Raw genomic sequence first — 25,561 nt, forward strand, 5'->3', positions numbered from 1 at the left:
TTGAAGGGGTTTCTTTTGCATATGAAAGATATTTTCATTAATCTTATGTATATGGCGTAAAATTATCTTTTAAAGGGAAAAAGTAAAAGGTAGAGAAGTGCCGGAAAGAGGTGGACAGAATGGGAGATAAACAATACGAAGCAGCAACATTTGCTGGCGGCTGCTTTTGGTGTATGGTGAAGCCATTTGATGAACAGCCCGGAATCAAGGAAGTGATATCCGGCTATACCGGAGGAACTGTAAAGAATCCTACCTACCAGGAAGTATGTTCAGAGACAACTGGCCATTATGAAGCAGTCCAAATCGTGTTTGATCCCCAGGTTTTTCCTTACGAAAAGCTCCTGGAATTGTATTGGCAGCAGATAGATCCTACAGATGAGGGCGGCCAGTTTTACGATCGAGGCCAGTCCTACCAGACAGCCATTTTCTATCACAATGAAAACCAAAAACAGCAGGCGGAGGAATCGAAGCAGAAGCTGCAGGAAACTGGACCTTTTACAAAACCGATTGTGACAAAGATCCTTCCGGCTTCAGACTTTTACCCTGCAGAAGATTATCACCAGCATTACTACAAAAAGAATCCAGGAAGGTACGATGCATATCAGACCGGATCCGGAAGAAAGGCCTTTATAAAGGCACATTGGGGTGAAAGCAAATGAAGAGCAATAAAGAAGATTTGAAGCAGAAACTGAGTCCCGTGCAGTATGATGTAACCCAGAAAAATGGCACAGAGCCGCCATTCCGCAATGAATATTGGAATGAATTTAAAGATGGAATATATGTCGATATTGTATCTGGAAAACCTCTCTTCACCTCAAAGGATAAATATGATGCAGGATGCGGATGGCCGAGCTTCACCAAGCCTATCGAAGAGGAAGAAATTCTGGAAAAAGAAGATCGGAGCCATTTCATGGTGAGGACAGAAGTTAGAAGCAAAACAGCTGATTCGCACCTTGGCCATGTTTTTGATGATGGACCGGGACCGGCGGGACTGCGTTACTGCATTAATTCAGCTGCGCTTAGGTTTATTCCGAAGGAGAAACTGGAGGAAGAAGGCTACAAAGAATATCTGAAATTATTTGATGGAGCAAACTAAGAATTGGAAGGTGTTTGTATGTTTAAGAAATTATTTGGCAAAAAAGAAACCGTAAAAACTTTGGAAGTTAAGGCTGCTTTAACAGGCACAGCCGTTAACCTTGAGGAAGTTCCTGATCCCGTGTTTGCTGAAAAAATGATGGGGGATGGCATTGCAATCGAACCTTCAGAAGGGGTAGTTGTTTCGCCCGTAAATGGAGAGATTGTGCAAGTATTCCCGACAAAACATGCCATTGGAATCCGTGCTGAGAATGGCGCTGAAATATTAATTCATATCGGCCTCGAAACGGTCTCCATGAAAGGGGAAGGATTTGAGACGCATGTTTCTGAAGGCTCAAAGGTTAATGAAGGCGACAAGCTCGTTACGTTTGATTTAGAGCTTGTAAAAGAAAAAGCAAAAAGCACGATCACACCTATTATCGTGACAAATGGAGACCAGGTTGCATCTCTTGAGAAAAATGCTCCAGGCAATGTAACCAGAGGTTCTTCTCCAATCATGAAAATTACAGCAAAGTAATAAGAGAAGCCGCCTTAAATGGGCGGCTTTATTAAGGATTTTGCCTATTGCTTACATGGAATGCTCCTTCACTGGATTCCCCTTTGAGGTCATACCGCCAGAGAGAATAAACTTCATGGCGTTTTCTGGCTTGACATCAATGATCTCAACTTGCTCTTTCGGTATCAGAAAGGTGAAGCCCGCAACCTGGAAGGTTTGGGGCACATATACAGCAATATATTCCTTTAGAGGGTGATAGAAATCCTCCAACGCTTCGGATGTAATGAACCCAAGGCTCTTCATTTCAGTTCCGGGTATCGTAACAAGTGCTACTTTGGAGAATGACTTTTTTTCGCCCAAAAATGAATGGACAGTATCCTTAATAACCGAGTAAATCGTTTTTACAAGCGGTATTTTTTCCAGGAGACGATCAACAACTTTAATAATGGAACCGGTAATAAATTTTGTGGAAAGCCAACCTAAAAGAGTGATCAGAATTAAAGTGGCCAAAAGCCCAACACCTGGAATATAATCATCTTTCAGATAGGTCCTTAGGACATTCCCCATAAGGCTATCCAAAAATAAGAATGTTTTAACAACTACAAAAATAGCCAAAATAATGGGCACAATGGTTAAGATCCCATTAATAAAATTCTTTAATAAGCTTTTCATTGCTTTATTGCTCCTCTTTCAATTAAGAAAAATTTATCTATTCTGCTTTTGTCAGGATGGAAGAGATTTGAATGACAGGATCCTCCAAGCTGTTATTGACTGATTTTTCACCTGACACAATAAACTTTACATGATGGGGGCCATTTTCGAGGCTGCTTGTAATATATTGATACCTTTCTTTTGTTAAGGGCCACCATGCAGAAAGCGAGGTGACAAAAACTTCATCTATAAAAACATCCATCTTGCCGCCCACTTCGCTTCTGATCATATTTACTCCCAAAAACGGGCCGGAAAATTCATATTCCAGGCTGTCACCAGCTTTGTGGCTTTGCCAAATGCCGTCTTTGTGAATAAAAGAACCGGATATTTCTGTAACATGCGGAATAGAAGCCATTTCAAAATCGGTATCCTCATTAATTGGAGCAGATAAAACAGCCGTTTCTGCTTTATTTGCGACTAATTCTTTTATCCTCTTATATAATGTATCTGCATAAATTTGATAGCCCGCATCATTTGGATGAACCATATCCTTTGTCAGGTCCTCGACAGGCAATCCTGATTGTTCAAAGGGCTTTCTCATATCAATATTTTTTGCTCCATAATGATTTGAAATAGCTGCTATGGCTTGAGCAAACGCTTCGTTGTCAAGCGGGCTTTCAGTTATTGTCATAATTTCTGTATCAGGATAAAGCTGTTTAGTCTTCCGGATCAGTCCTTCATAAAAATATGAAAACTGCTCTGCGTCCATATATTTGCGGTCATTTTCCCCAAAGACTACAAACGTTAAATCGATTTTGCCTAAATGCTTGGATTGCTGCAGCTTGTAGAAACCTTCAAACGCCGTTGCGCCGCTTTGTACTAATGGATGCCGCTTGGCTTTAATGCCATATTCTTTATTCAAAAAACGCTCAAGCCGGGAAAACCATGCCGTTGACTTTGAAGTTGCGCCTGAACCCCGGCCGATGCTATCTCCAATAATGAGATAATTGATATTCTCTTTAGCGGTCAATTTTTCATAAACATTTGTAGGATTGGCTCCTTCTACTTTAGATATGCTATCAAATAATTGATACAAACCATAGATAAAAATGGTGATAAAAAAATATATGCCAATATTCCTTTTTTTCATTGGTTTGAATCCCCCCATTTTTATACATTTCTCTTATTGTTATCGTACCCTAATAATGCCTATGGTGAAAAGCTTAAATATGAGGTAAAGCGTCTTTTTATTAAAAATGGGCAAAAGCACATGCGGGTCAAGTCCCTGCTACATACATTAATATTGAAAATGCCCAAGAAATCTTGTTGAGGAGTGATTGTTAATGTATAAAGGTGCAGTTGCTGGTGCAGGTTACGACCCATGCTATCCTGGACACGGATATCCTGTAGCAGGTGCTCATTACGGCGGTTATGGTGGATTTGCCTTAATCGTTGTATTGTTCATTTTATTAATTATCATCGGAGCATGCTGCTGCGGCAAATGGTAATATAATGGATTTAAAGAGGGCTGTCCTGAAGGGGCAGCCCTCTTTATTATTTTGTGCATATGGTGGTAGGAGCATTCGGGATTAAGAGCTTAAAATCGCTGGTAACTGGGGAAACTCCGAGCGTAGGTACATCGAATCTGTGCGCAAAAACAAGAGCGTCGCGCGTAACGGGAAAACCACCGCGCGCAAAGATAATGAACCCGCGCACAAAGCCCCAGAGCCCGCGCGCAAACAAGAGAATTCCGCGCAAAAACAAGCGCGTAGCGCGTAACGGGAAAATCACCGCGCGCAAAGATAATGAACCCGCGCACAAAGCCCCAGAGCCCGCGCGCAAACAAGAGAATTCCGCGCAAAAACAAGCGCGTAGCGCGTAACGGGAAAATCACCGCGCGCAAAGATAATGAACCCGCGCACAAAGCCCCAGAGCCCGCGCGCAAACAAGAGAATTCCGCGCAAAAACAAGCGAGTAGCGCATAACGGGGAATCTCAGCGCGCAAAAATCTCGAACCCGCACGCATAAACATATTATCTGAATTTAAAGAATCGAATGCAAAAATACTCAAAACCGAACATTAATCCTTTATAATAAAATATAGTTCGTAAAACGATTGACCAATTAAGTTGTATTTGATATAGTTACCTGTGGTTAAAGAAATAAACGAAAAATGCGTCTGGGGGAATGGGACGATGAAAACAAATTATGATGTAATTGTGGTCGGCGCTGGGCCGGCGGGGATATTTACTTGCTATGAGCTAACGCTGAAAATGCCTGAAGCTAATATCTTATTAATTGATAAAGGCCATGACATATATAGAAGAAATTGTCCGATTTTACAGAAGAAAATTGAGAAATGCCCGCCAGCTGTAGGGAGAAAAGAGTTTGCAGGATGCCTGCCAGCATGTTCTATCACAAATGGTTTTGGCGGAGCAGGTGCTTATTCAGACGGGAAATTCAATATCACAAGTGAATTCGGCGGCTGGATGACCGATTATCTCCCTGATTCCCAGGTTGTTGAATTGATAAAATATGTTGATGAAATTAATCTGCAGCACGGGGCGACTGAAAGCATTACCGATCCGATGACTGATGAAGTGAGAGATATCGAGCGCCGCGGCTATGCAGCCGGCCTTAAGCTTCTTCGTGCCCAAGTGAGACATTTAGGCACGGAGCAGAACCTTCAAATATTAAAAAGCATTTATGAATATCTTCGCGAAAAAATTGATATGTCCTACAAGACTGAGGTTGAAGATCTAATCACAGAAAAAACAGCAGGTGGTCATCAGATTGTGGGAGTGAAGCTGAAAGCAGGAAACGAAATTCATGCAGAAAAAGTGGTTGTTGCACCTGGAAGAGACGGTTCTGTCTGGCTTGCGAATCTTCTTAAGTCGCGCCGTTTAAAAATGATTAATAACCAGGTGGATATTGGTGTTCGTGTTGAAACATCCAATATTGTGATGGAAGAGATAAATAAGCATCTTTACGAGGGGAAATTCACCTTTAACACTTCAGTTGGCACAAGAGTCCGGACTTTCTGCAGCAACCCATCCGGCCACGTAGTAGTAGAGAATCACTCGGGAATTATGCTTGCCAACGGGCACGCCTATAAGGATCCAAAGCTGGGAAGCCCGAATACAAACTTTGCGCTGCTTGTTTCCCATACCTTCTCTGAGCCTTTTGATAAGCCGAATGAATACGCACACGAAATTTCCAGGCTTGCGAACAGCCTCTCAAATGGCGGTCTCATCGTTCAGAAGTATGGCGATATTTTAAAAGGCAGAAGATCGACAGAGAAAAGGATTAAAGAAGGCTTCCTGGAGCCGACTTTAAAGGAGGCTGTACCAGGAGATTTAGGTCTGGTGCTTCCATACAATACAATGAAAAGCCTTGTAGAAATGACAGAAGCGTTAAATCATGTATCACCTGGCCTTGCATCCGAGCATACACTTTTCTACGGTGTTGAAGCTAAATTCTATTCTGCCCGCCCGAAGTTAAACGACCGCTTTGAAACAGAGATCAGCGGCCTTTATGTCGGCGGAGACGGTGCAGGAATAACAAGAGGGCTTGCACAGGCAGGTGCTTGCGGAGTTTGGATAGCAAGAGATATCGTTGAAAAAACAAGGAATGCCCCAAGAAGGGAACCTGTAACTGTGTGAGAATAGTAAAGGCCCTGCTGCAAAGCAGGCCTTTTTGCTATGGTGTGATAACCGTGATTTCTCTATCACCTTATCTTTAATAAAGGCTGTTTTCGTAAAGTTTGTTGCTTTTGAAGGCAAACTTAGTTTAACAAACTGAGTTGATTGTAGTGGAGGGCACTTGATCCTCGGAAATGCATCCGCATTTTCTTCGTGCGGTGTTTATTCAAGGATGATTATTCAATGTCCTGCGGGAAGTGAGGGAAGTGTGAGACCCCACAGGCGAGGCCGAGGAGGCTCACATCCGCTCCCAGCTGTTCGCTGAGTGCCCGCAACGGAAATCAACGGGAAAAATTGATAAGCAAAAAAACAATCTATGAGAAAACAGCCTTGATAAAATAGTGTTATTTATGGGAAAGTTGTATTTAGTTGATATAGCACTGTGTTGATTGGAGCGGAAATTAACACGCAAGTCAAAAGGAGAGGAAGCATAATGCTTGCAGAGCGATTGAAGCCAGGTGATGAAATCAGGGTGATTGCACCGTCCAGAAGTATGGCAATCATTAAGGGGGAGCAATTAAGAATTGCACAGGAGAGGTTAAATCAATTTGGTTTCACAGTAACTTTCGGAAAAAATACAGAAGTCCATGATGAGTTTTTCAGTTCTTCCATAGTAGAAAGAGTGGAGGACTTTCATGAAGCCTTTACGGATCCGAATGTAAAAGGGATTCTAACAGTAATCGGCGGCTATAACGCTAACCAGCTTTTAAAATACATAGATTTTGAAATTATAAAAAATAACCCAAAAATATTTTGTGGATTCAGCGATATTACTGCATTGCAGGGGGCGATTTATAGAAAAACAGGATTAATTACGTACTCCGGTCCCCATTTTTCAAGCTTCGGTGTTAAGAATGGGTTCGAATACACCCTTGAATCCTTTATTAATGCAGTCACGAATGACGCGCCATATGAAATTGTTCCTTCATCCCATTGGAGTGATGACCCGTGGTATTTGGACCAGGAAGACAGGCAATTCATCGAACAAGATGGCTATATGGTCATCCAGGAAGGGGAGGCAGAAGGCGTTTTGATCTGCGGGAATCTTTGCACCCTGAACTTGCTGCAGGGAACAGAATTCATGCCGTCACTTAAAGGGTCAATCCTCTTTATTGAGGATGATGAGGAATCCCATCCACTCACCTTTGACAGGGATCTCCAATCACTGCTTCATCTCCCTGATGCACAATGTATCCAAGCATTATTGATTGGCAGATTTCAGAAAAACTCTCAAGTGACCGAAGAAGCACTGCGAAAAATTATCGCTTCTAAGAATGAGCTAAAGAGAGTACCAGTCATTGGAAATGTGAATTTTGGCCATGTCCATCCTTTCGCCACCATCCCGATTGGAGCAAAAGCACAAATATCGGCTCAGGGATCGGATACGGAAATATGGATTGATCAAAAATAAGTGTTGCCCGGGCAGTAATGTCCGGGCTTTTTAATCCTTTTTTTTATGTCAAAAAAAAATACAACCATTTCCTGTAGTATTTTGCTGTAAATCTTTGTATGATATTTCTAACTTATCCAAATGAGGTGCAGGATGGAAATCATCAATGAGCTTAAAAGATTGGTAGAAAACAGGGGATTTATAAAAGCACTTAGTGTTTTATCTAAAGAATTGGACGAGATAAAAAAATTAAAGCTTTCAGATATTAAAAGGAAATTGGCGGAAATCTCTTCGATTGAAGAATTTCAGATGCTCATTCAATTATTTGACCGGGGGATGATGTACCAATACAGCGGGTTCCTTGTTCGATATGCACATCGCAGGTTCAACACGTTTCAAACTGCAGTTTGGTATTGCGAGGAGTTGAATGACAGCGGAAAAGCATTGGAAGCTGATGAGATCATTTCTGAATATTTGAGTGAACAATCAGGGGAAGAAGATACAGAGCTGGCAGTAAGTGCTGTTTTTACAAAGATTCATAGCCTTTTGGAGATGAAGAGAACGAAAGAAGCGGAAAAATGGCTTGCTGAAATGGAGTCTAATGCCAAGAAGCCGATATGGGATAAATTAGGGTTTTTTTACCAGCAGGCTGGCGATCGGGCTAAAGCAGAGATTTTCTTAAAGAAAGGTCTGAAGGAACAGGAACGCGGCCATGTTTGCTATCTTTTTCTTTCCGATTTATATGCAGCAAATGGAGAGTCGGAAGAATCCTTGAGCATAATAATAGAAGGAATCGTGCAGCATCCAGAAGCACCGGCCTTACATATGGAACTGATCCGCCGATACAGAGATGCCGGCTTAATGGATAAAATGCTTTCAGTAATGGACCAGCTTGATAGCCTTGTTCCCTCTCACGGATATAAACAGTATTTTGAACATCTCAGGACTCTTTATTTTTATCAAAAAAATGATCTGAAAAATCTGATGGAATATGTGGCTGAAAAGAAACTGAAGGCAAGTCCCTTTTCACTAAAGAATGCAATCAATTATGAAGGGGCTGTAAAACAGCTTTCTATCAAGCCTGTTATTCAGAAAAGCAATTATTGTGTCCCTGCCAGCTTTGAAATGCTCTATTCTTATTACGGGAATAAAGCAAATCAGGATGAAATTGCCGAACATATTTTTGATGTATCAGGCTCCAAGCTTTCTGCCTCTGTTGACTTTCTTGAAAAGGAAGGCTTCGCTTGCCGGTTTTTTACAGGAAGTGAAAAACGATATAAAGCTTTACTGCAAAAAGGTATACCAATCATACTTAGCGTCGACTTTGAGCATTCATCCCATGTCCAGTTAATGACCGGATTTGATGACCGTTTTGGTTTTTACATGGTTCAGGATCCAAATTTTCTTGAAACTATGTACGTTACCTATGAAGAATTTTCAAAGCTTCATATAAACACAAGCTTTTTGTCAATTGCAGCAGTTCCTATGGAAAGGGAAGACGAGCTGAACTTCTTAAATATCGCGGAAGACCAGTATTATAGGGAACTGCACTCCCTATCAGAGAAAGTTGAAGAGGATGAAAAGGAAAACACACCGATTATTGCCGATTTCTTAGCTTCCAATATGAACGAACCGTATACGCTTATTTATGCAGTAAAGTATTTCTCTGGCGATACGCATAAGGAATTTGTTATAAATTGTGCAGAAAAACTGCTGGCCAACCATCCAGAGTCTGACTTTTTTAAACTTCATGCAGCTCAGGCTTATATTCGCTTACAGGAAATGGATAGGGCAGAGAGGGTATTATCGATGGTTGAAAGAAAAACCTTTAGCCCTTTATATCAGTTTTTGCTGGGACGGATCCATCTTTATAAAGATAAATACGAATCTGCTATCTATTTATTCAGAAAATCTTTGCAGCTTGACCCTGATCAATTCTATACATGGAGTTATGTTGCTTTATGCTTCCTTTATAAGTCCGAGCCCGAAAAGGCAAAGGAAATTTCCGATATTGCAATGGCGTTTCATGAGCATGACCGCTTTATAAGGGTTAACCATGCTTTAATTCTCTCCGATTTGGAAATGGCCATAGAAGCCCGCTTAATTTACGACCAATTGCTGCGGGAAGATAAAGGTGATGCACATGTATGGTACGAGAGAGCAAAACTCGACCAAATAAAAGGAAAGCTGCGCAAGGCTGAGAGAGGGTTTATCGTTTCGGCCAGCTTGGAACCGGAAATCCCTTACCCATATTTGGCTCTCGCCGATTTGTATGAATATAACTCGGAAGACAAAACCCGAGCTGAAGAAATCTTGACTAGAGGCAAGAAGCTTGCCAAAAGCCCTCAGCTTCTTATTCGTTTAGGTGACTTTTACAAGGATCATGAGGAATTTGAAAAAGCAGAGCAAGTTTACGCCTCTTGCATAAATCACTTTCCGGAAGAGATTTTCGCATATCTTGGTTATGCATTTGTCCTTTCAGAAATAAAGAGACCAGACAGCGCAGCTGAATTTTTAAGAAAACATGCTGGGCGTTTTGGAAGGGATAGTGAGTTTTTAATTAATGGAGGGAAGATGTTTGCCGAATGGGCTGCAGAATCAGAAAACATCAGCCTGCTGGAGGAGGGATTGTCCTTAATAGAAAGAGGTTTTGACTATATTGATCAAAATCTGGATGAGGCCCTGGAGCTCTATGTGAATATCCTGGAAGAAACACCAATTCTAGAGCGAGGCATATCTTTCCTTAAAGCCAAAGCAGAGGTAGAAAAAGATCAAACTGAGTATCTTTGCTATGCAGGGACTTTATATGAAAGCACTGGCCAGTATGGAGAGGCAATTCGTATTTACGAAAAGGTCATTAGGATACAGGAAACTGGATTTCCGTATTACAGGCTTGGCGAAACTTATTTTAAACTTGAGCAATTCGAACGCGCTCTTGAAGCTCTGAATCAGAGTATAGTACTTAATCCCACTGCAGAAGGAGCATACACCAGGCTTGCACAGATATACGGAATACTAGGAGATGAAAAGCAGGAAGCAGCCAATATGCTTAAGCTGCTCGATATTGCTCCTCTTCGAGTTAATGTTGAATATTTAACGAGCCTGATTACCAGTGAAGGTCTTAGTGAATTTATAGAAAAAATGCACCGAAAAAAAGGCGAAGTTCTTGAAACATGGAGGCTGGACAGCCTGGCATATGCGTATGGTGCAGCAGGTGACGGTAAAGAGGAAGAAAGATGCCTGCAGGAAGCTTTGCAGCTAGATCCAGGCTTGTCTGAGGTAAAGCATCATTATTCAAAGTTTTTCATTAAGAAAAAGAAAAATAAAGAAGCAAGACGTTTGCTGGAAGAATTAATTCAAGAAAACTGGGAAGACGAAGATTTATATGAGACTTTAATTGTTCTATTTGCAGAGACTAAAAAACTTCTTCAGCTTCCTATATTCCTGGCTAAGGTTAGATCAGAAAAGAGTGAAAAAAGCCGGGTGTTTCACATGGCAGCACAAGCCTTGGACCAGTATGCAAGCGGTATAGATTGGGAGAATGAGCAAAGGCAATCCCTGTTCGGAAGGGTTGTTCAGAAAATGAGAGATAAAACAAGGCAGATTACCTTATATGGGGTAATTATTGATCTATATGAATTATCGATCAAACATGATCCTATGAACAAGAGTGCCCCGGTTAGCCTGGCCAGATTCTATGAATCTGTCAATTTAGAGGAGGATGCAAAGAAGGTATTAAATACTTCTCTTGATAAAGGATGGGATTTCTTAACAGCCTACCAGCTTGTCCAGCTGCATTTATCTGGCGGCAGCGATCCTCTCGAGGATGCAGCAGAGGTAAATAAAGCAATAAAGCTGCTGGATGCCTGTCTTGAAGAAAATCCTGGGGATACCCATCTTATGCTTTTAAAGGCGATTGCTTATACACAAAGAATGAGATTTACCAAAGCAGAAGAGCTTTTCACTAAAATTCTTATGGAGAATCCCTATGAGAGTGAGGCACATTTTAGATACGGCAATCTATTAAACACAAGAAGGAGATATGAAGAAGCGATAGCAGTTATGGAGGAAGGTCTAAAAATCCATCCAAAAGATTCTTCGCTATTTATTGAAATGGGCATCTCTTATCATAAAATGAAAAACGTTGAAAAATCCCTTCAGCTTATGGATGAAGTGCTTGCTATAGATCCGGACCTATTGATGGCAAGATATAATAAAGCTTGTTATCTATCAACCTTACACCGACTTATTGAAGCTGAAGCAGAACTGGAATATGTGCTTGCCCATGACGAAGATGGATTTTTTCATGAACTTGCAGAAGAAGATAATGACCTTATCAATTTGAAAAAAAGCATGATCTAAATATTCTTTCAGCCACCATTGTGTGGCTGTTTTTTTTGCCTTCTTAAGCATATTTCATTTTGGGGATATCAGCATTCTTTAAGAAAGATTTAATAAGTCATTTCATACAATTTAATATATTGGCCAAAACACAGGATAAGAGTTTTACGCCAGGAAGCTGTTTGGCTGTTATGCCAGCAGCAGAACAATGTAAGCCGCAGGCGATTTCGCATTTCTTTAGGTGGAGGGAGTATTCTTAATGGACCAGTCCAATTTAATTAAGCCGATGCTTGATGCACAATATCCGGTGATTGATTACGGCAAGGGCGTCTATTTATATGATACCGATGGAAAGGAATACTTGGATGCATCATCTGGCGCGATTACCGCGAATATCGGCCATGGTGTAAAAGAGATTATTGATGCTATGCATGAACAGGCAAAGAAGGTCTCCTTTGTATACCGTTCTCAATTTACAAGTGAGGCAGCAGAAAAGCTTGCCTGTAAAATAGCCGAATTATCGCTTGGTGACTTAAATTGGAGTTTCTTTGTGAACAGCGGTTCAGAGGCCACAGAAACAGCTATGAAAATTGCAATTCAATACTGGCAGGAAAAAGGGACTCAAACAAAAACAAAGGTTCTCTCAAGGTGGATGAGCTATCATGGTATCACCCTTGGAGCATTATCGATGTCAGGACACACCGGAAGAAGGGCGCGTTTCATACCGCTTCTTGAGGACTTTCCTGTCATCCACCCTCCATATTGCTACAGATGCCCCTATAATCTCGAAGCGCCTGATTGCGGCTATTTATGTGCACATGAACTGGAAACAGTAATAAAACGTATAGGTGCGAAGAACATTGCTGCATTTATTGCAGAGCCGGTGATTGGTGCTGCCGGAGGAGCTATTGCCCCTCCCAAGGACTACTACAAGGTTATTAAAGAAATATGTGATCGTAACGAAATTTTATTTATAGCTGATGAGGTTATGACCGGATTTGGCAGAACGGGTACGATGCTTGCTTCGGAACAATGGAATGTTAAACCTGACATAGTCGCACTTGGAAAAGGAATGGGGGCGGGATACGCCACGATTGCCGCTGCCCTTGTCAGTGATAGGGTTATGGAGCCGATTTTGGAAGGATCCAAAAGCATCATGAGCGGCCATACATTAAGCGCCAACCCTCAATCCTGTGCAGTTTCGCTGGCTGTTTTGGAATATATCGATAAAAATAAAATCATTTCTGAAGTGGACAGCAAAGGAGTGTATCTAAAAAACAAACTGTTAAACCTGCAGACCAGGTTTCCTGTCATTGGTGATGTAAGAGGAAAAGGCCTGATGGTGGGGCTTGAATTTGTAAAAAATCCTGCCACAAAAGAGCCTTTTTCAAGAGAGCTGGCGCTGACTCAAAGAATAATACAGAAGGCACAGGACCAAGGGCTGCTTATTTACCCTGCAGGTGCCGGTACAAATGGAATAAACGGCGATGCGATCCTGATTGCGCCGCCATTGACTATTACCAAAAGAGAAATTGATGAGCTGGTGAAGCGCCTTGAAACAACGCTGCAGTTTTTTTCTGAGAAATATTTGAACCTTGCTGAGGAAGAGGCTGAGTAGAATGGAGAACATTTTTCATAAAATTATCAATATTGAGGCAGCAATGGAACATTTTTATGATGGCATGACGATTATGTTTGGCGGTTTCGGTGGAATTGGTACACCTCCGACCATCATTGACGGCATTTTGGAAAAAGGGATAAAAGACTTAACTCTGATCGGAAATGATTCAGGCTTTCCCCATATTGGCATTGGGAAGGTAGTAAGCCGGGGGAAAGCGAAAAAAATGATTGCTTCCCATATTGGTTCGAATCCGATCGCAGGCCAGTTAATGACAGATGGAAAAATGAAAGTGGAGTTTTCGCCACAAGGAATACTCGCAGAGAGAATTCGTGCGGGAGGAGCTGGTATTCCTGCTATTCTTTCTGATATCGGCATGGATAATGACATCGTAACAGGGGATAAACAGAGATGCATATTGAATGGAAAAGAATATCTGGTTGAGACTGCTTTAACGGCGGAAATATCCATTGTTTTTGCCAAAAAGGCCGATCCATATGGGAATTTGATCTATGACAAGAGTGCCAGAAATACCAATCCGCTTGTAGCAATGGCTGGTGATATGACCATTGCAGAGGTGGAAGAGATTGTCCCGCTTGGAAGCCTTGAACCGGATGAAATTATAACGCCTGGCGTTTTTATCGATTATATTGTCCCTTCGAAAGGAGTGAACTGGAAATGGGCATGGGAGTAGAAGTCAGGAACCGTATAGCAAAGCGTGCTGCAGAGGAAATAAAGAACGGAATGATTGTCAATCTTGGCATAGGGATCCCTTCGCTGGTTCCGAACCACTTGCCTGAATGTACGAAGGTTATGTTTCATGCTGAAAATGGCATTACAGGGATGGGACCCAGCCCGGAGAAAGGGAAGGAAGACGAAAATCTCTGCAATGCCGGAGGTTTTCCAGTCTCAGCAGTGAAGGGGGCATCTTACTGTGATAGTGCTGTTGCCTTTGGAATGATCCGAAAGGGAAGGGTGGATATGACCATTCTCGGGTCCTTACAGGTGAGTGAAAAGGGAGACTTGGCCAACTGGATCGTGCCCGGCAAAAAAGTGCCAGGGATGGGTGGGGCAATGGAGCTCGCACAAAAAGCAAAAAAAGTCATTGTCTTAATGAACCAGACAGACAAACACGGAAATTCAAAAATAATGAAGGAGTGCACACTCCCCCTCACATCGGCCAACTGTGTCGACATGATTATAACGGATATGGCGGTTTTTCAAATATCCGACGAAGGCTTGAAACTAATGGAATTATTCGCGCCTCATTCGGTTAACGAAGTAAGAGCTAAAACGGGATGCAGCTTTACAATCGCTGAAAATATAAGAGTAATTGGTTAATATGCTTTGCTAACTTCATAGGGTTAGAGATTTGGGATAAGGGAGTGGTGATATATGGTAATACAACAAAAAATCAAACAATGGCTCGAAGAAAACAAACAACGGGGAGTGCGGATTCTTCAGCAGCTCGTTCAGGAAGGCAGTACCCGCGGAAATGAAAGCAGTGCCCAGGCTGTGATTATTGAAAAATGCCGGAAACTGGGACTAACCCTCGATATTTGGGAGATTGGAAAGGAAGCTCTGATCAAACATCCGGCCTTTTCCTCGGACAGAAAGGATTTTTCCGGAAATCCTAATGTAGTGGCAACCTTGAAAGGAACAGGAGGAGGGAGATCCCTAATCCTGAATGGGCATATTGATGTTGTGCCTGAAGGGGACAGGAATGATTGGGAACATGATCCCTTTAGCGGCAGGATCGAAGATGGCAAGCTTTACGGGCGGGGGTCAACAGATATGAAAGGCGGAACTGTCTCACTTCTGCTTGCAATGGAAGCAATTATCTCCTTAGACATTAAGCTTAAAGGAGATGTTATTTTTCAAAGTGTCATAGAAGAGGAGAGTGGCGGTGCAGGCACACTGGCTGCTGTCTTGCGGGGATATAAGGCCGATGGGGCGATTATTCCTGAACCTACTAATATGAAGATTTTCCCCAAACAGCAGGGGTCCATGTGGTTCCGCATAACAGTCAAAGGCCGATCTGCGCATGGAGGCACACGTTATGAAGGAGTTAACGCAATAGAAAAAGCAATGATTGTTATGTCAAAGCTGCAAGATCTGGAGAAAGCGAGAAACCTTAAAATAACCGATCCTCTATATAGCAAAATTCCTATTCCGATTCCTATTAATATTGGAAAAATAAATAGCGGCGAATGGCCTTCTTCAGTACCTGATATTGCGGTAATTGAAGGGAGGATGGGCGTTGCTCCGGACGAAGATATGAAATCGGCTGAAAGAGAGCTGGAATTTTGCATGAAGAAAGTTGCTGAAAAAGATGACTGGCTTAAAAAGAATCCCCCTCAAGTCGAATGGTTTGGCGGGCGATGGATTCCCGGGAATCTGGAAGAAAATCATCCTCTCATGTCAGTTCTATCAGAATCCTATGAAGCAGTAAAAGGCAAGCAGCCTGTAGTTGAGGCATCACCGTGGGGAACGGATGGCGGAATATTATCCCGGATAGGAGATACCCCTGTTGTTGTGTTTGGCCCTGGCGTAACAGAAGCAGCCCATGATGTGAATGAGTATATTTCCATTCAGGAAGTGTTTCATGCTGCTGAGATTATTGCTCTTGCTATTATGGAGTGGTGCGGTACTGGAAGTGATCGGCACAATTGAAGAAGAGGGTTTATTTAACATGGCAAATGAAATCGGAAGTGCTTTTAATGATAAATTCTTGGGACTTCCTTAAAAAATTTTGCAGTTGGCCGGTAAATGCTCCCGTTTGGCCGGTATTTTAGTGAATTCGGCCGGTAAATCCGCCATTTTGGCCGGTAAAATGAAGGAATTGGCCGGTAAATCCTAATGGATCTTTTACTGCCTGGCCGAATGGCCGGGCAATTTTATTAAAAATAAGGGGGTCTGGATAAATGAATAGTACCGCATCCATTAAAACGGTTAAAAAAGAGAATTTTTCAGCCGAAATGTACATTGATCCTTTCAATAAACGACTAAGAGTGGACAATTATTTAGGCAATCTACAGGAAGTGATCCGTGAGGCAGAAGCAGCCGCAAAGGCACAGCAGAGTGAAAAATTAATATTTAGAGGAAGAGCGGAGAATTATGCTGCCCTGCTTGCCCATGGATTTCAGTGCGAGGCCATCATTGACGGTTACTTCCTTGGATCTGACCAATATTTCTTCTGCAAATATTATTCGGATGAAAGAAGGACAAGCGGGCATTGGATTGCTGAAGATAGTATCGTTAAAAATATTCTGGCCCTTGAAAGAAACAGGGACGTAATTATGCCTCCTTCCGAATACAAGCTGAAAAAAATAACACAGGTGGATGCCGAGAAGCTTGCCGCCCTTTATCGAGAAGTATTTCAAATTTATCCAACACCCCTCCATGATCCCGCATATATTAAAAAAACAATTCAAGAAGGCACCATTTATTATGCATTTCAGTATGGAGAAGATCTGGTCAGCGCTGCTTCAGCAGAAGTAAATCTTTTTTATAAAAATGCAGAATTAACAGACTGTGCTACGCTTCCTTCCCATCGCAAACACGGCCTAATGAAAATCCTGCTTGAAAAATTGGAAGAAGACTTGCAGTCGCAGGGAATCTATTGTGCCTACTCCATTGCAAGAGCCCTGTCATTTGGAATGAATGCGGTCCTGCATCAGCTTGGGTATACGTATCGGGGCCGTCTTCTAAATAACTGCTATATTTTCGATAAACTTGAAAATATGAATGTGTGGGTAAAGGACTTGGCGGCTTCAAGTAATGAATTTGATTAACAACGAAAAAGAGTGCGGCTCTCGAGGTATGGTACTTAGTCCTGATGATTAACGACGAAAAAGAGTGCGGTTCAAGAGATATGGTAGTTAATTAGAGTGAATAACGACGAAAAAGGGTGCGACTCTCAAGAGATGGTAGTTAATCCGAGTGAATAACGACGAAAAAGGTGCGACTCTCGAGATATGGTAGTTAATCCTGCTGATTAACGACGAGATAGGGTACAGCCCTTAGGAAAAGGTAGTTATTCTGCTTTTACCGGCGCCACTTAGTCTTTTACAAAATGTGAAGTAACAGACCTTCTTCAAAAGAGTACCCTGCTATAATCCAAAAAGTGCCAGAATTCCGGCACCGTTATGACAAGTTTTCGGCACCCCCTCATATACATGTAGGGGAGGGGATCATGTTGTCCGAAACACAAGCTATGTCAAAGGAAGTTCTTGCTGCCATTTTAAAAGGAATCGATGAAGGGATCCATGTTGTGGATTTGGATGGGCATACCATTTTTTATAATGAAATTGCCGCTAAGCATGATGGTTTGAACGTTTCCGAAGTTCTGGGCAAATCAGTCCTTAACGTTTTCCCATCATTGGATGAAGAGACAAGCACGCTATTAAAAGTGATCAAAACCAAAAAACCGATATACAATCAATTACAATCGTATGTTAATGTCCATGGCGTTCAAATTGAAACGATCAACACAACATTGCCGATCCTGGTAAATGGCAAAGTAGCCGGAGCCGTTGAGATTGCAAAAGATTATTCAAGACTGAAGCTTCTCTCGGAAAGCCTGCTTGATTTGCAGAAAAAAATAAAAAAGCCTGCGAAAAAGACTAACAATATTAACAATGTCCAATATACCTTGGACAGTCTTCTTACGAATAACAAGGAAATGCAGAAAATAAAAAATGAAGCAGCTAAACTGGCAAAGTCAGACTCTCCCATTCTTGTATTTGGAGAAAGCGGATGCGGAAAAGAGCTATTTGTCCAAGGGATCCACCATGCATCCTCAAGGAACAATGGCCCTTTCATTGCCCAAAATTGCGCAGCTATTCCGGAGTCACTTTTGGAAAGTATATTGTTCGGGACTGCAAAAGGGAGCTATACCGGTGCTGTAGACAGGCCTGGATTGTTTGAGCTGGCGGATGGCGGCACACTTTTTCTGGATGAAATCCATGCGATGCCCATTGAGCTTCAAGCTAAACTGCTCAGGGTGCTTGAGGATGGGGTAGTACGAAGAGTGGGCAGCCCGAAAAGCTGCCAGGTGAATGTGAGGGTGATTGCGGCCATGAATATCCATCCCGGTGAGGCCCTTGAAAAAAGGAAAATCAGGACAGATTTATTTTACCGCTTGAACGTCCTCACATTCGGGCTGCTGCCATTAAGGGAAAGGGTAGAGGATATAGAATTCCTTTCTATGCATTTTATAAAGCAATTTAACCGGGCATTTAATAAAAATGTTAAAGGCAGCGATGCAGAGGTAAATCAATTTTTCAAAGGCTACAGATGGCCGGGAAATGTCCGGGAACTAAAGCATACAATCGAGTACATGATGAATGTATGCGAGAAAGACTATCTGGAGGAAGAAGATCTGCCAGTCATGATGAAGCAGCAAATTCAAACGCATAAAAAAGACGTGCCAGCCAGGGGATTATCATTAAAGACGAACTTGGAGGGTCTTGAAAAAGAACTAATAGAAAATGCCCTTAAGCAAACAGATGGAAATATAAAAAGAGCGGCAAAGCTATTGGATGTTCCCCGGCAAACTCTTCAATATAAGCTATCCAAGTATAAAATCAGGATTCACGAAGACAGAGATCAGCGAGGAAAGCCGTTAGCCTAAATGAATAAAACCATCACAGTGCCGAATAATCGGCATTTTTTTTGTATTTGAAAAACCGCTTCAATTAAATATCTGCCAAAACATAAACAATCTTCCACTCAAGCCCCTTTTTCATAGGATAATATAAAAACTCTTTAACTTGGCACACTTCTTGCAAGATAACTAGATAAGAATCTGACATGGGGGAATTTTAATGAAAAACTTTTTATATAAACCAGATCGGCACTGGAAGGACATAGAGCTATGGAAGGATGTCACGGAGGAGCAGTGGAATGATTGGCTCTGGCAGTTGACAAACACGGTTCGCACTGTTGATGATCTTAAAAATGTCATTAACCTTACACCTGAAGAGGAAGAAGGAGTAGTGATTTCAACTAAAACCATTCCGTTAAACATTACACCTTACTACGCATCCCTTATGAACCCGGACGATCCGCGCTGTCCGGTCCGAATGCAATCCGTCCCAATTTCAAAGGAAATTTATAAAACAAAATATGACCTCGAAGATCCGTTGCACGAGGATGAAGATTCGCCGGTGCCAGGGCTTACTCACCGCTATCCTGACCGTGTTCTATTCCTGGTGACAAACCAATGCTCGATGTATTGCCGCTACTGTACAAGAAGAAGATTCTCCGGGCAAATTGGCATGGGAGTACCGAAAAAACAGCTTGATGCAGCAATTGATTATATCCGTAATGCTCCCCAGGTGAGGGATGTTCTAATTTCCGGCGGTGACGGCCTATTAATCAATGACAATATTCTTGAATACATTTTGAAAAATTTGCGGGAAATTGACCATGTCGAGATCATCAGAATCGGAACAAGAGCCCCGGTGGTGTTTCCGCAGAGAATCACTGAAAACCTTTGCAATATTTTGAAAAAGTATCATCCGGTTTGGTTAAATACTCATTTTAATACATCCATCGAAATTACCGAAGATTCCAAGAGGGCATGTGAAATGCTCGCCAATGCAGGGGTGCCGGTTGGAAACCAATCTGTCATCCTCGCCGGAATCAACGACAGTGTGCCAATTATGAAAAAGCTGATGCATGATCTTGTAAAGATTCGTGTTCGGCCTTATTACATTTATCAATGTGATCTTTCTGAAGGAATCGGCCATTTCCGTGCGCCTGTTTCAAAAGGACTTGAAATCATCGAAGGCTTAAGGGGCCATACTTCCGGCTATGCTGTTCCGACTTTTGTTGTCGATGCACCTGGCGGCGGAGGAAAAATTTCACTTCAGCCGAATTATTTAATCTCACAAAGTGCTGACAAAGTGGTGCTCCGCAATTTTGAAGGCGTTATCACCACATATCCGGAACCGGAAAATTATGTGCCTGGCCGTGCAGAAGGGTATTTTAAAGAAATCTATCCGGATATGGATATGAAAAGATCGAATGTTGGGATAGCCGCCTTGATGAATGACCAGCAATTTAACCTTGTCCCTGAAGGACTTGCAAGACTGGACCGCCGTGAAAAATATGAAAGCGATCCGTCACACAGTTCATTAAAAGATAAGCGTGACAAACGGGATGAATTAAAGGATAAGAAATTTAAAGCCCAGCAGACAAAGCAGGATCCGAAAGATATAAGCGATGCAGGGCCGGCAGCGGCAAAGGAATAGGAGGCTAAGGATGCAAAATAAATGTGCTTGGTGTGAAAGCAAAAATATTTGTGATAGCAAGGAAACCGTCTATTGGGAGCTTCCGGATGGAACCAGGGCCATTCAAATTAATGACACACCTTCAACTGTCTGCAGTGAATGTGACATGGTGTATCAGTCTGATGATCTCGTGAAGGAAATTGAGGATCAATTGTTTTTAATCGACACGAAAAAAATTGGAAAAGAAATAAGTTATGCAAAGCTGATGGAGCAGCCGCGGCTGCTGAAAAGAAACTATTTTGATTTTACTTCATAGGAGAAAAATCACAGTTAGGAAATAATTCACAGTTTTTTCACCTGTTCGTCACAAACCTCAGCTTCCCATTATTTATAATAGACTAGAGGGTATGCAGTATTATATATAGTCACAGGGGGAAGAATGATGGAGCTTGCGTTAATGTTAATGCTTGCAGCAGCAATGGGCGTTTTATTCTTATGCGGTTATTATGTTGGTGTAATAAAAGAAAAGTACGGCAAGAATTGGCTTCATGCAGTGCCTGTTACAATAGCCATTCTAATGTTTAATGTGATATGGGCTATTACAGAAATAGCCAAAACAGACCGCTGGCAATAATGTGATGAGATCAAGCAATCCGGAACTGATGCCGGATTGCTTTTTTCTTTCTAAAAGAAGGGTTTGTTAAAGCTCAGTGTTGATATTGGCACTCTGTTGATTGAAGTGGAAGGCGCGAGACTCCTGCGGGAGAAGCGAGTCATAGGGAGACCCCGCAGGCGTAAAACGCCGAGGAGGCTCCCGGACCGCCCGCGGAAAGCGAGTGCCTGGAACGGAAATCAACAGACAAGTTTAATGGAGCTTAAAAAAAGTACTATGAGTAGACGCACCCAAGGAGATTAGCTTATAGTAGTAGATAAAATACTGAAGGAACCAGATTGAATAAATTTAGAGGAAGGCGTTATTATGTCCAAAACCTTTTATCATTTTTTAATGAAGTACAGGCATCCTGAACCAAAGGATAGCATCAGCCATTTTGCCAACCATGCATATGAGGACCACAGTTTTCCGAAAACATCCTATGATTATGATGAAATCAGCTCTTACCTGGAATTGAACGGAACCTATATGGAAAGCATGTCTGTCTTTGATGAAGCATGGCAATTGTATGTCCTTTCTGAAAGCTGATGGTCCAATAAATTGAATCCTCATGTTCTTAAATGTCTTACGGATTTTGAAACACTCCTGCATAGGAGTGTTTTTTAGTATAAAAATTTATATCTGTGGATTTAGAAAACTGTTCAGCTCAGGCGCAGCGCTTTTCTGTTCGATTGTGATGAACGTACGGACGATTTTCAGGAAAAGTGCATATACTATTGTATTCAATACTCACGACTCAGTCATTGAGAGGATGGAGGACATGAGCAAAAGGAAAAAACCAAAGTACAAAATCGGTGATACAGTCGTGATCACTATTTATGGTACAGTCGGTAAAGTGACGGATGTAAAGTGGCTTGATGATATGTACGTCTATGAAGTCAATAAAAGTGAAGGTCTCTATATGGAATCCAGCCTTCAAATGCTGTCTGAGTATGAAGGTGAGATCATGGAAAAGGAGCATATTGATATCGAATATAAATACTTTTTTGGCGACCTTGTCCAGGTTAAGGGGTATGGTTCGGATCTTTTCAAAATAGTAGGCTTCAGGACGGAGATTTGGAGATACAAAGAGGATGCATGGGAGGATGTAATTTATGAGCTTTCCAGAATAAATGACGGAGAATGGCTTGAGGCGGGAGAAGAAGAATTGACACTCGTTGCAGATGCAGAAAGTGCAGATGCCTTTATTCAAAAATTAGGCCTGCTTTATATGATTAACAAGAAAGAAAAGCTTCCTGAATTAAAGGAAACGGCCAATTCATTCCGCAAAGCTGAAAAAGAACTGCTTGAAGGCATAAAAGAAAGAAAAGTGCTGATTGATGGTTTGCTTGATATATATAATGATTATCGCATTCTATATGAAATGTTTCATGATGATGAGTATAAGCATATCATGCGCGTCATACTCAGAAAGCTGAAGCACCTTGCTAATAATGATGGAAAAAGCACCGTTTAATTCAATGTAAAGTTATTAAGCAAACACGTTAATGCTGCTAGTAAAACCCGGACATCAAAATATAAACCATAAACGGGATGCCAAACCAAACAACAAGCTTGTACCATCCGTTTAATAGCTTGCCATATAAGCTAATAATCGAGCTTTCTTCGTTATTTACATCTTCTTTTATTAGAGCGGCTAGTCTGGATATGCTGGACATTTTAGTTTCCTCCCCAAAACATTTTCTTTAAAAAGATCATCATTTTAAGCTGCTTATCCCATATGTATGTCCTAAATAAGGAAAAATGCCAAAGAATAATTATTTTATTTGCAAATAAAGAATAAGACTTTTCTGACAGTTGTTTTGCATGAATTAAGAGAGAGCATCATACATTTTGTACAAAGGGGGCGATGCTGTGAAGGAAATAGAGGTCGTGATTGATACGGAGGAAATTGCTGAATTTTTCTTTCATGAGCTGGCAAAAAGGGGATATGTGCCTACTGAAGGAGAATTGGATGAACTCGCAGATATCACGTTTGAGTACTTACTGCAAAAATGCATCATCGATGAGGAAATCGAAGACGACTAATATAAAAAAAATGACGAGGAAAGGCGCTCGTCATTTTTTTGCGCGGGAAGGGGAGGAGCTGCCGCAAGGAATAGATTGCTAATCATACATAAGTTAGGCCAGTTTCAGATTCAAAAATTCCCTGCAATAATATCAATTGTGGACAAAATGACATATTGGCTTTAAGAAAAAGAGCCAGTTTTCGCAGAAAGGACTATTTTATCTCCATTCGAAAGAAACCGGCCAAAAGAAAAATTAAAGGAATCAATCCAGCAGAGAAACAAAAAGGGTATAAAAGAAAATGCTTTTTCAGCAATTGATAAAAAATTCATGGCAACCCTCCGGAAAAGTGAAACTTTCTTCTTTCAATAACGTATATCTTTATGAAAGAACTTCTTTGTTTATATATAGTAGAAGCCGCCGGAAAAGGTTAAAAAAGTTGGCGGGATGGAAGGTGAAACTTCCTTGCAAAGAGAAATTTATAAATATAATCTGACTAGGGAGAGAAGAACATGTCATTTTTTAACAAGGTCTTGGCAAGTGTGGGAATTGGATCTGCAAAAGTGGATACCAAGCTTGAAAGAGATACTGTTTCACCTGGAGAAGCTTTAAGGGGTGTTGTGGAAATTACAGGAGGTAATACCGAACAGAAAATAGACGATATTTATCTTTCATTGAATACAACTTATATAAAGGAATCAGATGATAAAAAGTATACAGTCTCGGGGTTGATTGACCGTTTCAGGCTGGCGGAAACGTTTACCCTTGCTGCAAATGAGCGTAAGGAAATTCCGTTTACCTTTAATTTGCCTTCTGATACCCCGTTATCTTTTGGCAAGACGAAAATATGGGTTGCGACTGGGCTGGATATTAAAAATGCAGTGGATCCAACAGATCAGGATTTTATCAGAGTTATTCCCAACCCCTTAATGGATTCGGTTTTAAACGCTGTATCAAGTATGGGGTTCCGTTTACGAGAAGCTGAATGCGAGCAGGCTCCGCACCGTCTTCGCCGCAGGCTGCCATTTATACAGGAGTTTGAATTTGTGCCGGTATCCGGGCCTTTTAGAGGCCGCCTTGATGAATTGGAAGTTGTATTTTTCCCTCAGTCAAGCGGAGAGACAGAAATACTTATTCAGGTAGACCGCAGAGCAAGAGGGCTCGGCGGATTCCTGGCAGAAGCGCTTGAAATGGATGAATCATATGTCCGTTTTACAGTAACAAATGGAGATATCCCTTATATGCAGCAAAAGCTGCAATCGGTGATAGCAAAATATGCCTAATTGTTGGATTGTGACAAAATGGAAACGATGGGGAGTGCCCATCGTTTTTTTATTCTGTAAAAAATTAAGTCAGCAAGGTTTTTAGAAAATCCTGTCCTTTTAAAAATGGAGTGATTAACGCATACAGCCTTGAATCCGGCAGCCTTTTCTCTTCGTCAGAGATTATTCCATGAACGCCGAGCCGCTGCATATCTGCAAATTGGTATTGTTTTTTTATGGTCCAGGAGTAAATGTCATATCCGAATAACTCAGCTTGTTTGATGAAGGATTTGGAGAGTAAAAGATGGTGGACAGATAGAAAAGAGGCGAATTGGCGGTAGGAAGCTAAATGAAACATATCCAGCTGCTTGCTAAGCAGTATGCCTGCCGGGATATCTGGAGCAAGCTTGTGAAATTTTTTCATTTCATTCACATGGAAGGATTGGACTTTGATGTTTTTGACGAGTTGCCCGTCTTTTTTGTAGCTCATTAACATCTCGGCAAGGACTTCCGTCATGCCAGGCTGATTTTCCGGAGCTTTCATTTCAATCAATAATCCGACTTTTCCGGTAAAGCGATCTAATACCTCATTAAGAAGCGGAACTTTTTCCCCCGCAAATTCAGGGGAAAACCAAGAACCAGCGTCAAGTTTTTTAATTTCGTCAACAGTCAGATCTCCAATAAACCCTTCCCCATCTGTAGTCCTTTGAACGTCTGCATCATGAATGACAACGAGATGTCCATCTTTGCTGAACCTCACATCCAGCTCAATATAATCAAAGCCTAAATCGACAGCCTTTTCAAAGGATGCTATCGTATTTTCCGGCGCATAAGTGGACGCTCCCCGATGGGCTATGGATTGAAAGGGCATGAGAGGCTGAAAAAAGTAAGAAAATGAGGTTAAAAGCAGACCGATAATGATTGAAAACAAGAATGGCTTTTTAGAAACCCTCAATTTTCATCACCCCTATTAAAAGTCATTTGTATATACTATGCGGGGTGGACTAATTTGAAAGCGGTTTCATTATAAAAATTTTCGCGAATCGACAAAACTAGAACTTTTTTGATGAAGGAAACGACAAGAAAAAT

The 25,561-nt window shown here is 41.5% G+C and carries 24 protein-coding genes; 20 read left to right on the top strand and 4 right to left on the bottom strand.

Features of this window, described 5'->3' with window-relative positions; genetic code table 11:
- Positions 1–119 precede the first annotated feature (119 nt).
- Genes msrA through IQ19_RS08215 form a run of 3 tightly spaced genes read left to right on the top strand, consistent with a single transcriptional unit; the run spans position 120 to position 1,612 of the window.
- The gene (gene msrA, locus IQ19_RS08205; RefSeq protein ID WP_144541800.1) at positions 120–659 is read left to right on the top strand and encodes a peptide-methionine (S)-S-oxide reductase MsrA; all 540 of its coding nucleotides are present in this window, start codon (positions 120–122) and stop codon (positions 657–659) included.
- A complete protein-coding gene (msrB, locus tag IQ19_RS08210; RefSeq protein ID WP_144541803.1) occupies positions 656–1,096 on the top strand; it encodes a peptide-methionine (R)-S-oxide reductase MsrB in 441 nt (146 codons plus the stop codon). Before msrA ends, msrB begins: the two co-directional genes overlap by 4 nt.
- Before the next feature lie 18 nt (positions 1,097–1,114).
- Entirely contained in the window at positions 1,115–1,612 is a 498-nt protein-coding gene (locus tag IQ19_RS08215) for a PTS sugar transporter subunit IIA (protein WP_144541804.1), read from the top strand.
- A gap of 51 nt (positions 1,613–1,663) precedes the next feature.
- On the opposite strand, the gene IQ19_RS08220 is transcribed toward IQ19_RS08215, so the two are convergent.
- Both IQ19_RS08220 and IQ19_RS08225 read right to left on the bottom strand, forming a co-directional pair.
- Entirely contained in the window at positions 1,664–2,263 is a 600-nt protein-coding gene (locus IQ19_RS08220) for a DUF502 domain-containing protein (protein WP_144541806.1), read from the bottom strand.
- Positions 2,264–2,300: 37 nt separating this feature from the next.
- Positions 2,301–3,392 carry an SGNH/GDSL hydrolase family protein gene (locus IQ19_RS08225; RefSeq protein ID WP_144541808.1) on the bottom strand — a complete coding sequence of 364 codons (1,092 nt, stop codon included), beginning with the start codon at positions 3,390–3,392 and terminating at the stop codon, positions 2,301–2,303.
- Between the two features lie 193 nt (positions 3,393–3,585).
- On the opposite strand from IQ19_RS08225, the gene IQ19_RS08230 reads away from it, so the two are divergent.
- The 15 genes from IQ19_RS08230 to IQ19_RS08300 all read left to right on the top strand — a co-directional run bounded on the left by IQ19_RS08230 (position 3,586) and on the right by IQ19_RS08300 (position 22,659).
- Positions 3,586–3,750: a YjcZ family sporulation protein gene (locus IQ19_RS08230; RefSeq protein ID WP_144541810.1), complete on the top strand. Its 165-nt coding sequence runs from the start codon at positions 3,586–3,588 to the stop codon at positions 3,748–3,750.
- A 687-nt stretch (positions 3,751–4,437) separates the two neighbouring features.
- Positions 4,438–5,904, top strand: a complete 1,467-nt coding sequence (locus IQ19_RS08235; RefSeq protein WP_144541812.1) for an NAD(P)/FAD-dependent oxidoreductase — start codon at positions 4,438–4,440, stop codon at positions 5,902–5,904.
- 472 nt (positions 5,905–6,376) lie between these two features.
- Complete coding sequence (locus IQ19_RS08240) at positions 6,377–7,354, top strand: S66 family peptidase (protein ID WP_144541814.1); 978 nt, start codon at positions 6,377–6,379, stop codon at positions 7,352–7,354.
- Between the two features lie 132 nt (positions 7,355–7,486).
- Positions 7,487–11,695 carry a tetratricopeptide repeat protein gene (locus IQ19_RS08245; RefSeq protein WP_158638748.1) on the top strand — a complete coding sequence of 1,403 codons (4,209 nt, stop codon included), beginning with the start codon at positions 7,487–7,489 and terminating at the stop codon, positions 11,693–11,695.
- A gap of 238 nt (positions 11,696–11,933) precedes the next feature.
- Positions 11,934–13,292 carry an aspartate aminotransferase family protein gene (locus IQ19_RS08250; RefSeq protein ID WP_144541818.1) on the top strand — a complete coding sequence of 453 codons (1,359 nt, stop codon included), beginning with the start codon at positions 11,934–11,936 and terminating at the stop codon, positions 13,290–13,292.
- Position 13,293: 1 nt separating this feature from the next.
- On the top strand, positions 13,294–13,986 hold the full coding sequence (locus IQ19_RS08255; RefSeq protein ID WP_144541820.1) for a CoA transferase subunit A: 693 nt from the start codon (positions 13,294–13,296) through the stop codon (positions 13,984–13,986).
- A complete protein-coding gene (locus tag IQ19_RS08260) occupies positions 13,971–14,633 on the top strand; it encodes a 3-oxoacid CoA-transferase subunit B (RefSeq protein ID WP_144541822.1) in 663 nt (220 codons plus the stop codon). The genes IQ19_RS08255 and IQ19_RS08260 overlap by 16 nt, the downstream gene beginning before the upstream one ends.
- A gap of 54 nt (positions 14,634–14,687) precedes the next feature.
- Complete coding sequence (locus IQ19_RS08265) at positions 14,688–15,965, top strand: peptidase (RefSeq protein WP_144541824.1); 1,278 nt, start codon at positions 14,688–14,690, stop codon at positions 15,963–15,965.
- 251 nt (positions 15,966–16,216) lie between these two features.
- Positions 16,217–17,086, top strand: coding sequence for a putative beta-lysine N-acetyltransferase (gene ablB, locus IQ19_RS08270; RefSeq protein ID WP_144541826.1), 870 nt, complete (start codon positions 16,217–16,219; stop codon positions 17,084–17,086).
- A 404-nt stretch (positions 17,087–17,490) separates the two neighbouring features.
- Positions 17,491–18,927: a sigma-54 interaction domain-containing protein gene (locus tag IQ19_RS08275; protein ID WP_144541992.1), complete on the top strand. Its 1,437-nt coding sequence runs from the start codon at positions 17,491–17,493 to the stop codon at positions 18,925–18,927.
- A gap of 193 nt (positions 18,928–19,120) precedes the next feature.
- On the top strand, positions 19,121–20,551 hold the full coding sequence (kamA, locus tag IQ19_RS08280) for a lysine 2,3-aminomutase (protein ID WP_144541828.1): 1,431 nt from the start codon (positions 19,121–19,123) through the stop codon (positions 20,549–20,551).
- 10 nt (positions 20,552–20,561) lie between these two features.
- The gene (locus tag IQ19_RS08285) at positions 20,562–20,846 is read left to right on the top strand and encodes a YokU family protein (protein ID WP_144541830.1); all 285 of its coding nucleotides are present in this window, start codon (positions 20,562–20,564) and stop codon (positions 20,844–20,846) included.
- Positions 20,847–20,969: 123 nt separating this feature from the next.
- Positions 20,970–21,164, top strand: coding sequence for a hypothetical protein (locus IQ19_RS08290; RefSeq protein WP_242020931.1), 195 nt, complete (start codon positions 20,970–20,972; stop codon positions 21,162–21,164).
- A 345-nt stretch (positions 21,165–21,509) separates the two neighbouring features.
- Entirely contained in the window at positions 21,510–21,731 is a 222-nt protein-coding gene (locus IQ19_RS08295; protein WP_144541832.1) for a YozE family protein, read from the top strand.
- 232 nt (positions 21,732–21,963) lie between these two features.
- On the top strand, positions 21,964–22,659 hold the full coding sequence (locus tag IQ19_RS08300) for a hypothetical protein (protein WP_144541834.1): 696 nt from the start codon (positions 21,964–21,966) through the stop codon (positions 22,657–22,659).
- Between the two features lie 37 nt (positions 22,660–22,696).
- Here IQ19_RS08300 and IQ19_RS27715 read toward each other — a convergent pair whose 3' ends face one another.
- Positions 22,697–22,861, bottom strand: a complete 165-nt coding sequence (locus IQ19_RS27715) for a hypothetical protein (protein ID WP_158638749.1) — start codon at positions 22,859–22,861, stop codon at positions 22,697–22,699.
- Between the two features lie 196 nt (positions 22,862–23,057).
- Here IQ19_RS27715 and IQ19_RS08305 point away from each other — a divergent pair, with 196 nt between their 5' ends.
- Together IQ19_RS08305 and IQ19_RS08310 are read left to right on the top strand one after the other, a co-directional pair.
- Entirely contained in the window at positions 23,058–23,231 is a 174-nt protein-coding gene (locus IQ19_RS08305; RefSeq protein WP_009332582.1) for a YozD family protein, read from the top strand.
- Between the two features lie 491 nt (positions 23,232–23,722).
- Complete coding sequence (locus IQ19_RS08310) at positions 23,723–24,493, top strand: sporulation protein (protein WP_144541836.1); 771 nt, start codon at positions 23,723–23,725, stop codon at positions 24,491–24,493.
- Between the two features lie 64 nt (positions 24,494–24,557).
- Here IQ19_RS08310 and IQ19_RS08315 read toward each other — a convergent pair whose 3' ends face one another.
- On the bottom strand, positions 24,558–25,427 hold the full coding sequence (locus IQ19_RS08315; protein ID WP_242020932.1) for a glycerophosphodiester phosphodiesterase: 870 nt from the start codon (positions 25,425–25,427) through the stop codon (positions 24,558–24,560).
- Between the last annotated feature and the right edge of the window lie 134 nt (positions 25,428–25,561).

It is taken from the genome of Cytobacillus oceanisediminis, from assembly GCF_007830235.1.
GTDB lineage: Bacteria > Bacillota > Bacilli > Bacillales > Cytobacillaceae > Cytobacillus > Cytobacillus oceanisediminis.

What these genes read in the sequence shown, in the direction of transcription:
- msrA (WP_144541800.1), top strand. Translation starts at nt 120, where the DNA reads ATGGGAGATAAACAATACGAAGCAGCAACATTTGCTGGCGGCTGCTTT.
- msrB (WP_144541803.1), top strand. Translation starts at nt 656, where the DNA reads ATGAAGAGCAATAAAGAAGATTTGAAGCAGAAACTGAGTCCCGTGCAG.
- IQ19_RS08215 (WP_144541804.1), top strand. Translation starts at nt 1,115, where the DNA reads ATGTTTAAGAAATTATTTGGCAAAAAAGAAACCGTAAAAACTTTGGAA.
- IQ19_RS08220 (WP_144541806.1), bottom strand. Translation starts at nt 2,263, where the DNA reads ATGAAAAGCTTATTAAAGAATTTTATTAATGGGATCTTAACCATTGTG.
- IQ19_RS08225 (WP_144541808.1), bottom strand. Translation starts at nt 3,392, where the DNA reads ATGAAAAAAAGGAATATTGGCATATATTTTTTTATCACCATTTTTATC.
- IQ19_RS08230 (WP_144541810.1), top strand. Translation starts at nt 3,586, where the DNA reads ATGTATAAAGGTGCAGTTGCTGGTGCAGGTTACGACCCATGCTATCCT.
- IQ19_RS08235 (WP_144541812.1), top strand. Translation starts at nt 4,438, where the DNA reads ATGAAAACAAATTATGATGTAATTGTGGTCGGCGCTGGGCCGGCGGGG.
- IQ19_RS08240 (WP_144541814.1), top strand. Translation starts at nt 6,377, where the DNA reads ATGCTTGCAGAGCGATTGAAGCCAGGTGATGAAATCAGGGTGATTGCA.
- IQ19_RS08245 (WP_158638748.1), top strand. Translation starts at nt 7,487, where the DNA reads ATGGAAATCATCAATGAGCTTAAAAGATTGGTAGAAAACAGGGGATTT.
- IQ19_RS08250 (WP_144541818.1), top strand. Translation starts at nt 11,934, where the DNA reads ATGGACCAGTCCAATTTAATTAAGCCGATGCTTGATGCACAATATCCG.
- IQ19_RS08255 (WP_144541820.1), top strand. Translation starts at nt 13,294, where the DNA reads ATGGAGAACATTTTTCATAAAATTATCAATATTGAGGCAGCAATGGAA.
- IQ19_RS08260 (WP_144541822.1), top strand. Translation starts at nt 13,971, where the DNA reads ATGGGCATGGGAGTAGAAGTCAGGAACCGTATAGCAAAGCGTGCTGCA.
- IQ19_RS08265 (WP_144541824.1), top strand. Translation starts at nt 14,688, where the DNA reads ATGGTAATACAACAAAAAATCAAACAATGGCTCGAAGAAAACAAACAA.
- ablB (WP_144541826.1), top strand. Translation starts at nt 16,217, where the DNA reads ATGAATAGTACCGCATCCATTAAAACGGTTAAAAAAGAGAATTTTTCA.
- kamA (WP_144541828.1), top strand. Translation starts at nt 19,121, where the DNA reads ATGAAAAACTTTTTATATAAACCAGATCGGCACTGGAAGGACATAGAG.
- IQ19_RS08285 (WP_144541830.1), top strand. Translation starts at nt 20,562, where the DNA reads ATGCAAAATAAATGTGCTTGGTGTGAAAGCAAAAATATTTGTGATAGC.
- IQ19_RS08290 (WP_242020931.1), top strand. Translation starts at nt 20,970, where the DNA reads ATGATGGAGCTTGCGTTAATGTTAATGCTTGCAGCAGCAATGGGCGTT.
- IQ19_RS08295 (WP_144541832.1), top strand. Translation starts at nt 21,510, where the DNA reads ATGTCCAAAACCTTTTATCATTTTTTAATGAAGTACAGGCATCCTGAA.
- IQ19_RS08300 (WP_144541834.1), top strand. Translation starts at nt 21,964, where the DNA reads ATGAGCAAAAGGAAAAAACCAAAGTACAAAATCGGTGATACAGTCGTG.
- IQ19_RS27715 (WP_158638749.1), bottom strand. Translation starts at nt 22,861, where the DNA reads ATGTCCAGCATATCCAGACTAGCCGCTCTAATAAAAGAAGATGTAAAT.
- IQ19_RS08310 (WP_144541836.1), top strand. Translation starts at nt 23,723, where the DNA reads ATGTCATTTTTTAACAAGGTCTTGGCAAGTGTGGGAATTGGATCTGCA.